This is a genomic window from Arthrobacter sp. NicSoilB4 (genome assembly GCF_019977335.1).
Classification (GTDB): domain Bacteria; phylum Actinomycetota; class Actinomycetes; order Actinomycetales; family Micrococcaceae; genus Arthrobacter.
The window spans coordinates 1,754,691-1,767,389 of sequence record NZ_AP024653.1 but is presented as its reverse complement, the minus strand read 5'-3'; the positions used below and the strand labels follow the sequence as shown (position 1 = coordinate 1,767,389).

Sequence of the window (12,699 nt, the reverse complement as noted above, 5' to 3'; positions counted from 1 at the left end):
TCGTACATCTACCAGGAGGATTTTGAAGGGTCCTGTTGCAGACGCAGAGGTTGAGGCCAACGTTGGTCGTGGGGAAGAAGCGTTCTCGACCAAGGCGGAGTGTCGCGGGCACTCGGCTGGTCTGAGCGTTCGCCCGATACGTCCTGTGGTCGGCCTTGTGAAGCGTGGATCCTGGCTTCATGTCTGCTGAGCAGTTCGGCGCGTTTCTTAACGGCGTTTACGTACTCGGCGAAAGCCTGCTCAATATCGGGCAGGGTCTTCCACAGCAGGCCCAGCAGTGGGCCGGCAAGATCCTGCCTGACGTGCAAAAGCGTCTTTTCGCCGTGGGACGTGAGCGTGAACGTGCACACGCCCTTGAACAGGCCAAGGGCCAGGCGCCGGGTCCATGTCATCGCTTCGCCCGGCATTTGCCGGACGCGCAGACGGAAAGTACGGTTTCCGCCGGTCCGGCTCCGGACTCGAATCGTGCCCCCGTTGCGCAGTCCGCCGGAGATGTGGGTAATGCCAGAGTCCCAGACTGTGTAGTTGCCGCCGTCCGTGATGATGTCCCATACCGTGGATTTCCGGGCATTGATCAGTGTCTTGGCCTCATAGGATTTCATGGCGCTCTCAGACCAGTACTTTGCTCTTGATCATGTCGAACTCATCAGCACTGATGGTTCCCGAGTCCAGAAGAGCCCTGGCTTTGGAGATCTCCTCACTTGGACTCGCTGCAGAGAGCCCCCGGATGTATGCATCCGCGGCCTCCTGATGTTTTCGCGCCCGTTCCATAGACCTCTCGGCCATGCCCTTACCGCGGGCAATCAAGTACACCAGAAGGCTCAGAAAGGGCACGAAAGCCAGGAAGATGACCCAGATGGCCTTCCACCAGCCGCTGAGCTTGTCGTCCCGGAACAGGTCCCCAATTACGGTGAACAACGCCCACAGGAAGGCGAAGAAGGCCCACACATAGAACAGCCACCAGATAATGTTCCAAAAGTTTCCCCAGACACTCACGTTGACTTCCCTGCTTTCAGCTGGGGGGGCATTTGGCACTAAGGCAGCCGAATGCGCGGCATGGGGGCTACTGCGGATGAACAGAAATTGGCGAACCTAACACTTGGCCGCCGTCCGGAGGTCGCTGACCGCGGCCTGGACGTTGGCTGCTTCGTCCCTTAGGGAACCGAACGCCTGGGTCAGGGTGGCATCGTCGGGAACGGCCTTGACGGCTCGATCGAAGTTCTTTTCGGCCGCTTGGACGGCGTCCACCTCGTCCCTGGCGACGTCCTGGCTGGCCCTGATCAGATCGTCGTAGGTTTTCGCGACCTGGTCTCGTGCCGAGTTGATCTGCTCCACTGTTGCGCCGGGTTTGAGTGTCTGTTTGAAATTTGTCAGGGCTGCGGAATAGGCGCTGGCAGCAGCGCACGCCTGCGAAACGTTCTCCTGCGCTCGGGCGCTGCTGACGCTCGTCCCGGGGCTGGAAGTACTGCAGCCCGTGAGCAGCGCGAGGGAAGCGGCGACTGCGATCGGTCCTGCAAGGATTGGGTGAGGTCTCGACATTGGAGGCTCCGTTCCGGGATGGGATGCGGCAGGACGCTCTGTCACTGGCGAGCACGACCATTCTCGGGCTGCACCGGGGCCACGACCTCATCCGACGATGATGATTCCCGGTGCCAATACCGCAGATCCCACGGCGACCCGCAACCTTGGGCACCAACGCCGGGGACGGCCTCATCCGGCGTCGGCACAATGCGGTTCCCGAAGACAACGCCCTCGAGGGCGCCCGCCCGGCCTGACATTCATGACATCGTTAAGTCCGTGCCCGAGCAACACCCACTTCACGGCCCAAGGCGCCCCCCGCTCACCGGCAGGGGGCATGATCGTCTACCCGCGAGGGATTTCAGGCGGCCGCGCCAGGGCGGCGTGAGTCCGCCGTCAGCGTGAAACCCGGTGACGCTCCTGATAACCGGACCCAGAACCGCCGTTGGCCGCGTCCCGAGGTGCCGGCAGGAGCCCGGTTTCTATTCTGCCGGTCCCCATCGCTGTAAGTGCCTCAGCAAGCCGCCGGACATCCCCAGCCCGCTCTTCGTGTATGACCGGCAAGGTCCCGGACTCGCTGATGCAATCCAGTAGTGCTGCCGTGACCTCCGCGATCAGATCCGGGAATGGGCTTGAGCGGTACGAACGGTTTTCCGTGGGATTCAGCGCCTTCGTGATGAACACGGCGGCCTCTGTTCTCCGTGCCATGCCGAGTTTCCTCAGCACGGACGAGGTCATGTGCTTAACGGTCCTTTCTGCCACAAACATCTCCTGGCTGATCTGGCGGTTGGTCAGCCCTCGCGCCAACCCGACGGCGGCATTCATTTCCTGTCTTGTGAGGGTCAGAAGAAGCTCTTCCGGGCGCTTCGGCCCGCGCAGCGCCGAGGGGGCAGCAAGCGCGGCCCGGAACCGGCCGCTGTATGCTGTGTGCCCTGCCAGGCCGCGGCGAATGAGTCTTATTTGTTCGCCATTGTTGTCCTGCTTGGACAGGCATCCCCATGCGCCGGCCAGAATGGAGTCGATCAGCACGGACTCGCTGCTCTCCCCGGTCAGAATCACGCACCTAGTGCCGAGGCCGGCCGCCGCAATATCCCGACACACCCTGATCCCGGAACCATCGGTGAGATCATCGTCAATAATGGCCAACTCGGGGCGAAGGGCGCGAATATGGCGCAGCGCCTTCGGCGCGGACCCTGATTCTCCGGCGATGCTCTGGCCGTCGGACTCCAGGAGGTGCCGTAGGCCCCGCCGGACGACCTCGTGATCGTCGAGCAGATAGACGCCCCGAGCATTCAAGGATAGTGTCCCGCTAATTCCAGAATCGGCCATCATCGTCACTACGTCGCTCCGTCTCTGAGACCGAAACGTTGCTGAAGATCCCCTCGCCGGTCACCCACCAGCGCGCTCGGCCACCCGTAGGCCATCCTGCGCACCCTAAGGCTAAACCCCAAAAAACTTCCTGCCAACCGGCGCACCCGGGTATGAAGGCACACGCGGCCCGCTGACTTGCGTGTCATGACACGTGGCAACGGTCTGTCGACGGCGACAAGATCCACAGCAGACGCCCCGGCGTTGCCTTGCAATCGGTTTCCGCCACGCTCGCCGACCGAACAGGAAGATGGCGACGGGATATGCAAGTAGGTGCCTGAAAGTGATGCCGAGTCACCCCATTCGGGTGAGGTGCGGGTTGGGGACTCCTGACATGCTTGCCGGACATCAGCGAAGGAGCACCGCATGGCGACATCCGCGCCGCCCCAACCGTCCGATCCTGGCCTCGGCGTCGGCCCCACCAGCGAGTTCAGCCTGTTCTTCCGTGTGAAACCGGGCCGGAGCGAATCGTTGCGGGCCGCGCTGAACGATCTGCAACAGACCCCCGGGTACCGGCCAGGGGATTACGGAATGGCGATCACGACAATCCACGAAGCCCGGTTCGTACTTTTCGATGACGACACGCGTCTTGCGTTCATCACAAGTTTCGACGGCCGGTGGGACGCCTACATGGAAGATTTCTTCAACTCGGGGCCGACGCTCGCGCTCTTCAATCTGATCTTCGAGCACGCGGAGGGCTACGACGGTCTGCCCGACCTGGCCACCGAGAAAGCATTTGTACTCGGCGCTCAGCAACGTGCCGCTGCGTATGCACGCAACTACCCCGGCACCGTGAAGGAGATCCGCAAGGCGCAGCGGGTGAACGCGGCCTTCCAGCGCGTGCTCGACCACCCCGACGCCGCGGCAGCGCTTCAGCACCCTGCGCTGCAGCCGCTGCTCGACGAGGCCGGGGACTGACGGGCATGTCGGATCACATTTCCGGCCCCCGGGCACTGGCCAACCCGATCGCCGACATCACCGATTTCTACGCCTTTCCAAGCCCGGACCGCGCTGGGCATCTGGTTCTCGTGATGAACACACTGCCGTTCGCAAAGATTTCCAACGCCTTCTCTGACGGGCTCATCTACCGGTTCCGCCTCCGACCGCTTACCTCCACCGCGGCCGGCGACGCGGCACCGTTCGCTGCCGGCGCCGAGGAGTTCGTGTTCGACTGCGTGTTCACAACGCCGACCAGCCCGGACGTGCAACCCTTCGATCAGGAGGGGACCTGCACGACTCCGTCGGGCGGGAGAGTCTCGTTCCGCGTCAACGACGACGGTGGCGGTTCCGGCCACGGCGTCCGGGTGTTCGCGGGTGCGCGCTGGGATCCTTTCATCCTGGACGCTCCCGCGGCGCTGAAAACAGTAGCGACCGGCCAGCTCGCTTTCACGGACCCTGGGGCGATCTACCTTGACGGCAAGAACGTCCTCGGACTTGTCCTCGAGATCGACTGCTCGCTGCTGGGTGCCGCAACGCTCGTTGGAGTGGTCGCCGAGACGCTGACGCGCGGCACGTTCAACGTGCGTATCGAACACGTCGGGCGGCCCGAGGTGAAAAACCTGATGCTCGGACCCAAACAGTTCGATCCGGTCAATCAAGACCTTGAGATCCGCGACCTGTACAACATGGAGGACGCATTCCACCTCGCCCACGGGTACGAAGGCGCATATCGGGCGCGATTGAACGCCAACCTCGCCTTCTGGGACAGCCTCGACGGGAAGACCGATTGGCCGACCAACGGCAACGGCCATCCGTTGACCGAGCTCGTGCTCGCCGATTTCCTGGTCGTCGACGTCACCAAGCCCTACCAGGAGCAGGGTTCCTTCCTCGAGATAGAACTTTCCGCCCGCCAAGGCCGGGCCCACGAGACCTGCGGGGGACGCACGCTCAACGATGATGTCATGGACACCTTCTTCACGACTCTGATCAATGCTGGCAACGGGCCTGTCATCCGCGATGGAGTCGACGGGTCCTCGCGGCCGGCCTCGCGCAGCTTTCCCTACCTCTCCGCGCCCAACCAGAACCCGCCCGAACCTCCGGAACACCACTGACCATGTCTTCCAACAGCGTTGGCCTCGAGCTCGACGACATTCAAAGCGGGGCGTTACACGAACGCCCCTCGCCCTACGTCGGCGCCTACCTGCTGTTGCGAATCGATGACCGCACTGACGGGCACGAGCTGGTCAGCAGGCTGGCCGCCGTCGTCGATTCCGGGACGCCCTCGTCCGATCCCGCCCACGACGCCTGGATGACCGTCGGGTTCACGTATCACGGACTCGAAGCCCTCGGGGTACCGCAGTCCTCCTTGGACAGCTTCGCCCCCGAGTTTCGCGAAGGGATGGCCGCGCGCGCGGTGCACCTCGGAGACGTCGGCGAGAGCAGCCCGGAGCACTGGGAGGAGCCGCTCGGCACGCCCGACGTCCACATCGCGATAGCGGTGCTCTCACCCGACCCCGCTCGCCTCGAGGCCGTCATTGAAAAGGCCCGGCGCGCCCATCAGGAGCTGACCGGCATCACGGTCCTCTGGCGTCAGGACTGCTACCAGCTCCCGACCGGGCGTACCTCCTTCGGCTTCAAGGACGGTATCAGCCAGCCGGCTGTGGAGGGCAGCGGCCGGCCGCCGTCGAACCCGCACGAGCGGCCGCTCAAGGCCGGCGAGATTATCCTCGGCTACCCTGACGAGACGGGAGAGTTGCCGCCGATGCCTACTCCGGACGTCCTGGGCCGGAACGGCACCTATGTCGTCCTCCGAAAGTTGCACACGAAGGTGGCTGCTTACCGCCAATACCTTCGCGCGAAGGCTGCCAGCCGCCAGGAAGAGGCACTCCTTGGCGCGAAAATGGTCGGCCGGTGGCAAGGAGGAGCCCCGCTCGCGCTCTCCCCGGATCGGGACGATCCGGAACTCGGCACCGACCCGGAGCAGAACAACAACTTCCTGTACGGCGACGACCCCCGCGGATTCAAATGCCCCGTGGGCGCCCACGCACGGCGCGCGAACCCGCGCGACGCGCTGGACAGCGACGGCAGCGTCAACGTCCGCCTGCACCGGATGATCCGGCGCGGCACCAGCTACGGCCCCGAACTCCCCGAGGGAGTTCTGGAGGACGACGGCGCCGACCGCGGCATCATCTTTGTGTTCGCCGGCGCCCACATCAAGCGCCAGTTCGAGTTCGTCAAGACCCAATGGCTAAATGACGGTATCTTCATCGGCGCCTCGAATGAGGCGGACCCTCTCGTCGGCCCGGGCGATGGCACGACGAGCTTCACCATCCCCCAGCGGCCGATCCGGCGCCGGCTGCACGATGTACCCCCGTTCGTGACCACGCGCGGGGGCGAATACTTCTTCGCCCCGAGCCTGTCGGCGATGCGCTGGCTGGCAGAGCTGCCATGACCGCCCCCACCCAAGGAGAGCACGACATGACCCCGACGTCCGCGGGCGCCGACCGCTGGAAGAAACTCGACTTCGCCCGCCCCTCCCCCGATGCCGTGGAACCAGAGTCCCCCATCCTCCTCGACTACCGCAAGGACGACCAGATCGCGGTGGTCACGCTCAACCGGCCCCACGCCGACAATGCGATCACCACCGAGATGGGCGCGCGTCTGACCGAAATCATCGAAACGATCGCCGTCCGCACCGCGGTCCGTGTCGTCATACTCACCGGCGCCGGAGACCGGGCCTTCTCCGTCGGTAGCGACCTGCGTCAGCGCAACAAAATGACCAAAGAGGATTGGCTGCGCCAGCGCCAGGCCTTCGATCGCACGCTGTACACCGTGAGGCAGCTGCGCAAGCCGCTCTTCGCCGCCGTGAACGGAATCGCATACGGCGGCGGATGCGAGCTCGCCCAGAGCTGCGACTTCATCATCGCCTCAGAAAATGCCACCTTCGGCCAGCCCGAGGCGATGATCGGCCTCTCGGCTGGCGGCGGCTCACCGGTGTTCCTGCCGCGCCTCCTCGGAACCGGAAGGGCCATGCAAATGCTCATGACCGGGGACCCGATCACCGCAGCCGAAGCGCACCGCCTCGGCATGGTCAACGAGATCCACGGCCAGCACGAACTGGCGGACGCAGCCGCGCGCATCGCCGAGACCATCGCGAGCAACTCCCCGACCGCGGTCCAGGCGGTCAAACGTGCCGTGCAACTAGGGGCGGGGCAGCCGGTGGAACAGGCGATCGCGATCATGATGGAAGCGCACTGGCGCTCGGCCCTCCATCCCGACCGCATTGAAGGCATCGGCGCCTTCAACGAAGACCGCGAACCTGTCTTCCGCGACGCCGACTACTAATCAGGATCCATCAGGAGGTCTAGCCATGGACGTAACCGACGAACTGCGCGCCGCACGTTCCGCCCTGCAGATGATTAACCCGGCACCGTACAATGCCGAAGCGCCACCTGCTGCGCTTCTCGGCGAGATCACCCCCACCGAGCTGCACTACGTCCGTAGCAACTTCTCAGTGCCCTCCCACGACGGAACGCTCGAGATCGGCGGCGCCGTGGGCCATCCCCTGACCCTGACGCTCGACGACCTTCGGGCCATGCCCCCGCACGAGCGTGCGGTCACCCTCGAATGCGCGGGAAACGGGCGGCTGGAAATGCGTCCCCTGCCCAGCGGTGAGCCCTGGGGCGACTACGCCGTCTCGACCGCCCGATGGAAGGGGGCCCTCCTGCATGAAGTGCTCGCACAAGCGCGCCCGGACGCCAGCGGCGTCGACGTGCGCTTCGAGGGCGCCGACCACGGCGCCTACCACCTCACCCCCGTGCTCCCCGACACCGACAAGACTAACCTGAGTTTCGTCCGCGCGCTGCCCCTGGCCCGCGCCGCCGATCCGGCCGCAGAGATACTCATTGCCTACGAGATGAACGGCGGCCCACTGGGCCAGGACCACGGGGCTCCTTTCCGGCTCATCGTCCCGCACTGGTACGCCGTGGCCTCCGTGAAGTGGCTCAAACGGATCGACGTCCTGACCGAGGCGTTCGTCGGCGAGTTCCAGACCGGACACTACATGTACGAATGGGCAGACCGTCCCGCGGAGCCCGTCGACATCATGCACGTACGGGCCCGCATCACCGATCCGGCTGCCGGATCGACTATCGCCGCCGGCACGCATACGGTACGCGGCAAAGCCTGGTCAGGTACCGGTCCGGTGACACGCGTCGACGTTAGCCTCACCGGCGAAGGCGAGTGGTACGCGGCCACCCTCCAGCCCCCGTCAGGCCCTTATCACTGGCAGGAATGGTCATTCGACTGGGAAGCCACAGACATCGGACGCCACACCATTCGCGCCAGGGCCACAGACGCGGCCGGAAACGTCCAGCCCGAAGTCCCGCCCTGGAACCGGCTCGGCTACGGCAACAACGCCGTCGAAGTTATCTACATCGACATCACCTGACCCCGCCGCGCAGCTTTCACTGTGCGGCTGGAGAAGGTACGTGATAAGGGCTGAAGCCCCGCTGCTCCCGAACGGGATACCGGCGAACCCATCAGGTGCGGCCGCTACATGTGCCACCACGAAACTGGGCCCGGAACGGGCTCGTTTTCGTGCCGTCACCGAGCGCCGGCGCCCGCGCGAAGGGAAGCTTGCATGGGATCCGAAATCGGGGGAATCCTCCCTCTAGCCCTCGGCATAGCCATCAGCCCCGTCCCGATTATCGCCGCGATTCTCATGCTCCTGTCGCCACAGGCGAAGGGAGTGAGCGTGGGCTTCCTCCTCGGCTGGGTCATCGGCATCATCGTCGCCGTCGTCGTCTCCACCCTGCTCAGCGGCCTCATTCCCGAGGAGGACCCAGGCTCCAGGCCTATCGCGGGGACCATCAAGATTCTCCTGGGCGCCGGACTTCTCCTCCTCGCACTACGGCAATGGCGCATGCGTCCGACAGCCGGCGAGAAGGCGGAACTTCCCAAATGGATGGCAGCCATCGATACCGTAACCACCGGACGCGCGGCCTTCCTCGGTTTCCTTCTCGCAGCGGCAAACCCGAAGAATCTTCTAATGGCCATCGGGGCCGGGCTCGCCATCGGCGCCGGTGGGTCCACCCGCGCCGAAGAAACGCTGGCAATCGCCGTTTTCGTGTTCGTCGCGGCCAGTACTGTCGCCATCCCGGTCATCGCATACCTTGTCGCGTCCAAACAGATGACGCCGCCTCTCGAGTCGCTGCGTGATTGGCTCGTGCAGAACAACGCACCAGTCATGACTGTCCTTCTCCTCGTGCTTGGCGTAGTGGTCATTGGCAACGGGATCGACAACCTCTGAGCCCCACGGGATCATCGGCTACGCCGGCAGGGGCGCCGCCAGATAGCGTGTGGGCTTGACGTCCCGGATCATCCCGAGCGAGAGCGGTGAAAACCAAGATCCGCAGAAGCTAACGTGGAAGACTGGGGAGGATCCATGCATTCCAAACGATGCCGCGATCCGCGCCAGCTGATCACAATGTTGGCGCGCCCAGGAGGTTGTGATGCCCGTATTACCCGATAGCGCTAGGGCGAGATGAGCGGCCGCGACTAAGTGGCGAACGCATTTTCGTCGCGCGGCGCTCCCCGGCGGTTGCTCCGTGCACGGCGACGACTGCGTGCGGGCCTCGCCCAGCTGTGCTGCTCGCTGGCCGGTCTGGCCCTCGGCCTTGCGCTCCCCCGGGTCTCCGGTGGACCAACAGTGGAGGGAAACCGACTCTCCGAGCTTCTGTTCACCCTCGGAATCGGCGTGATCGGCGTGATCAGCATTGTCTTCGCATTGCTCTTCGGCGTGGTGCAATGGTCCGCCAGCAGCTTCTCGCCACGGTGGAACCTCTTTCACGGCGACCCCCTCGTGTGGCGAACCTTCGCATTGGCCGTCGCCGTCTTCACCTTTGCCGTGACCGCAGGCGTCGTCAGTATTAACTTAGGCGAGGTGACGGCACTCGTACCGGTCACAGCGCTCCTCGCCACTCTCGTTACTTTCGCGCTCATCCGGGCCCTGCAGATTCGAGCATTTCTGTCGCTCAAGCTGCCATCGGTGCTGGAAGCCGTAACCTCGCGCGGCCGCGCCGTGATCGCTGCTGTTTATCCGCTGCGATCCGACCCGAAGGTGCCCGATGAGCCTTCCGCGCAGCTGCCGGAGATGCGGCGCACCATCACCTGGACCGGCGTGCCCGGAGTTGTTCAGCAGCTAGAGCTTCGGCGGCTGATTGATGAGGCCACGCGAGCAGACGCGCTCGTGGTGTTCTGCGTCGGCGTGGGAGACACCGTCCACGATGACTCGCCGCTTGCCGGCATCCACGGAGGTGAACTGAGCCATGAGGTTGTGCGGGCGGCAGTGGTGCTTAGCGCCGAACGGACCTTCGACCAGGACCCGACGCTGGCTTTACGGTTGCTTGCCGATATCGCGCTACGGGCGCTGTCCCCCTCCGTCAACGACCCGCGACAGCAGTGGACGCCATCGACGCCGCCGAGGGACTGCTGCGGGCGGTGGCGAAGAGAGACCTGGCAGTCTCAGACGTATCTGATGACGCCGGCGTTACACGCGTCCGACTTGTGCTGCCCATCTGGGAGGACTACCTGCGCATCGCAATCGAGGATCTGCTGCAATTCGCGACGCCGTTCACCATGGTGCTCGACCGCCTTCGGCGGTTGCTGGTCAATCTGCTCGAGATCTGGCCCGCTTCTCAGGCTCCCCTCCTCCAACTCCAACTCCAGGACCGAGTGAACGCCGCCCTTCTCGCAACGCAGCCGCAGGCGCCAAGACAATAACCGCCTCCGCCGGTCGATCCGCGTCAGGTCCGTCGCCAGATCAGGTCGCCCAGTCTCAGGACGATGGCGATGAGACCGACGAGATCAGCGTCGTCGTTAGGGAATTTCTGCGAGAGGACCGTCCTCTCGGCGAGGACTACGGGCAGAAACCGGCCGCTACTGACCCGGGGGGAAGCCGGGTTTAATTCTCACCCGGCTTCCCACTCTCTGACCTAGATCCCGCGCTTCCTTCCTTCTGGGGCCTCGGCTACCGCGAGCTTCGCAATGCGGTGAGTGACGGGTTGCCGCCCCTGGGTTCGTCCTCGAGGTCCTTAGGTGCCGTGAGGTCCATCTCCAGCAGCGGCACCACTTTGGATTTGGTGATGCGGCGGTGAGCAAGCCACAGAACGATGAAGACCGGCAACCCGATATAGGAGGAAAGTACCTCCATGCTCCGTCCTGCAAGCACAGCCTCGTAGTTTTGTCCCGCGATCACCAGTATGAGCAGGGTGAAGGCCAGCAGTGGGCCAATGGGGAACAGGGTCGCTTTGTAAGGCAGGTCGCTGACTTTGTTTCCCTGGGCCAGGAAGCCGCGCCTGAATCGGTAGTGGGAAACCGCAATCCCCACCCAGACGATGAAGCCGCATAGGCCCGACATGTTCAGCAGCCAGGAGTAGGCTGCGCCCTGACCGACGATCGCGGAGAGGAACCCGAAGAGTCCCACAGCCGCGGTGGCCAGCAACGCCGGGACCGGCACGCCACGTGCATTGGTGCGGCCGAAGATCTTCGGGGCCATGCCGTCATGGGCCATGGCGTAAAGCATCCGGGTGGAGGCATACAGCCCGGAGTTGCCTGCGGACAGGATCGCGGTCAGGATCACGGCGTTCATCAAGGCCGCTGCGAAGGCGATTCCGGCGCGAGAGAAGACGAGGGTAAATGGGGATGTTGCAATATCGGCTTCGCCGGAAGCCAGCAGGCTCGGATCGGTGAACGGGATGAGGCAGCCGATGATAAAGATGGCACCAATGTAGAAGAGCATGATGCGCCAGAAGACCGTGCGGATGGCCTTCGGCACTTCGCGGCGCGGGTTCTTCGCTTCGCCTGCGGCGACTCCTACGAGTTCGGTGCCCTGGAAGGAGAACCCGGCAACCATGAAGACTGAAATGATCGAGACCCAACCCCCGTGAAACACGTCATCGCGGTTTTCCCAGTTACTCAGTCCCGGAGAGTTATCCCCAAGGATGCCGAAAATCATCAGCACGCCCGCCACTAGGAAGAGCACCACCGCGCCGACCTTGATCAGTGAGAGCCAGAACTCAGACTCACCAAACGACTTCGCCGAGAGGGCATTTAGCCCGGTCAGCACCAGCAGGAAGATCCCGGCCCACACCCATCCTGGGACTCCGGGCAACCAGAAGTCCATGATGATTCCGGCCGCGACCAGCTCAGCGGCCACCGTGATGGCCCAATTGAACCAATAGTTCCAGCCGATCGCGAACCCAAAGGACGGGGAGACGAAACGGGTGGCGAAGGACTGGAAAGAACCGGCAACCGGAATTCTGGCCGACATCTCGCCCAGTGACTGCATCAACAGAAAAACCATCAGCCCGACCAGCGCGTAGGCGACCAACGCACCTCCGGGACCCGCCTGGGAAATGGTGCTGCCCGAGGCCACAAACAGCCCGGTACCGATCGCACCGCCGATGGCTATCATCTGCAGGTGGCGGCTGCTTAGCCCGCGCTTGAGTTCGTTGGTGGCTTCACCGGAAGCACGATCTGCCCCGCTCGCAAGGGAGGACCCCTGTTGCGCTGTTCCATCGGGCTTGATTTCTACGAAAGTTCCGCTCGGTGGTGTCATGCCGCACCACCCAGGACCACCGATGCGGGACGGGTCGGGTTGCCCGTGCAGCCAGCGGCGCGACCGGTGCAGGCTTCTTCGACTGCCGTGTCGAGCAGATACGCCAGAGCGTTCCCGCGCGGCGCCACCTCCGTAGTGGACCCAGAATTGAGAATAAGTCCTGAACCGGAGTAAAGACCGGTTTCAGGAGTGTCGGCAGCAATAGCCCGACCGCCTACTTGCATGTGGGAGCGAAGTCCCATGGTGCCTCCGAA

General features: G+C 64.0%; 12 protein-coding genes. 7 read left to right on the top strand and 5 right to left on the bottom strand.

Annotated features, from left to right (window positions below):
• Nucleotides 1-8 precede the first annotated feature (8 nt).
• From LDO13_RS07875 to LDO13_RS07860, 4 genes are all read right to left on the bottom strand, one after another.
• Nucleotides 9-602: an SRPBCC family protein gene (locus LDO13_RS07875; RefSeq protein WP_224049434.1), complete on the bottom strand. Its 594-nt coding sequence runs from the start codon at nucleotides 600-602 to the stop codon at nucleotides 9-11.
• 7 nt (nucleotides 603-609) lie between these two features.
• Nucleotides 610-996 carry an SHOCT domain-containing protein gene (locus LDO13_RS07870; protein ID WP_224049433.1) on the bottom strand — a complete coding sequence of 129 codons (387 nt, stop codon included), beginning with the start codon at nucleotides 994-996 and terminating at the stop codon, nucleotides 610-612.
• A gap of 96 nt (nucleotides 997-1,092) precedes the next feature.
• Nucleotides 1,093-1,539: a hypothetical protein gene (locus LDO13_RS07865; protein WP_224049432.1), complete on the bottom strand. Its 447-nt coding sequence runs from the start codon at nucleotides 1,537-1,539 to the stop codon at nucleotides 1,093-1,095.
• Nucleotides 1,540-1,914: 375 nt separating this feature from the next.
• Nucleotides 1,915-2,850, bottom strand: coding sequence for a response regulator transcription factor (locus tag LDO13_RS07860; RefSeq protein WP_224049722.1), 936 nt, complete (start codon nucleotides 2,848-2,850; stop codon nucleotides 1,915-1,917).
• Between the two features lie 402 nt (nucleotides 2,851-3,252).
• Here LDO13_RS07860 and LDO13_RS07855 point away from each other — a divergent pair, with 402 nt between their 5' ends.
• The 7 genes from LDO13_RS07855 (at nucleotide 3,253) to LDO13_RS07825 (ending at nucleotide 10,564) form a co-directional block, all read left to right on the top strand.
• Entirely contained in the window at nucleotides 3,253-3,804 is a 552-nt protein-coding gene (locus LDO13_RS07855) for a hypothetical protein (RefSeq protein WP_224049431.1), read from the top strand.
• A gap of 5 nt (nucleotides 3,805-3,809) precedes the next feature.
• Nucleotides 3,810-4,937 (top strand): DUF4331 family protein, encoded by a 1,128-nt coding sequence (locus LDO13_RS07850; protein WP_224049430.1) that lies wholly within the window; start codon nucleotides 3,810-3,812, stop codon nucleotides 4,935-4,937.
• 2 nt (nucleotides 4,938-4,939) lie between these two features.
• Nucleotides 4,940-6,277, top strand: coding sequence for a Dyp-type peroxidase (locus tag LDO13_RS07845; protein WP_224049429.1), 1,338 nt, complete (start codon nucleotides 4,940-4,942; stop codon nucleotides 6,275-6,277).
• A gap of 26 nt (nucleotides 6,278-6,303) precedes the next feature.
• Nucleotides 6,304-7,170 (top strand): enoyl-CoA hydratase-related protein, encoded by an 867-nt coding sequence (locus tag LDO13_RS07840; RefSeq protein WP_224049428.1) that lies wholly within the window; start codon nucleotides 6,304-6,306, stop codon nucleotides 7,168-7,170.
• 25 nt (nucleotides 7,171-7,195) lie between these two features.
• Nucleotides 7,196-8,275, top strand: coding sequence for a sulfite oxidase (locus LDO13_RS07835; protein ID WP_224049427.1), 1,080 nt, complete (start codon nucleotides 7,196-7,198; stop codon nucleotides 8,273-8,275).
• A gap of 192 nt (nucleotides 8,276-8,467) precedes the next feature.
• Nucleotides 8,468-9,136, top strand: a complete 669-nt coding sequence (locus LDO13_RS07830; protein WP_224049426.1) for a GAP family protein — start codon at nucleotides 8,468-8,470, stop codon at nucleotides 9,134-9,136.
• A 252-nt stretch (nucleotides 9,137-9,388) separates the two neighbouring features.
• Nucleotides 9,389-10,564: a DUF2254 domain-containing protein gene (locus LDO13_RS07825; protein ID WP_263422150.1), complete on the top strand. Its 1,176-nt coding sequence runs from the start codon at nucleotides 9,389-9,391 to the stop codon at nucleotides 10,562-10,564.
• A gap of 291 nt (nucleotides 10,565-10,855) precedes the next feature.
• Here the strand turns inward: LDO13_RS07825 and LDO13_RS07820 are convergent, their stop codons facing one another.
• A complete protein-coding gene (locus LDO13_RS07820; protein WP_224049425.1) occupies nucleotides 10,856-12,445 on the bottom strand; it encodes an amino acid permease in 1,590 nt (529 codons plus the stop codon).
• Nucleotides 12,446-12,699 lie beyond the last annotated feature (254 nt).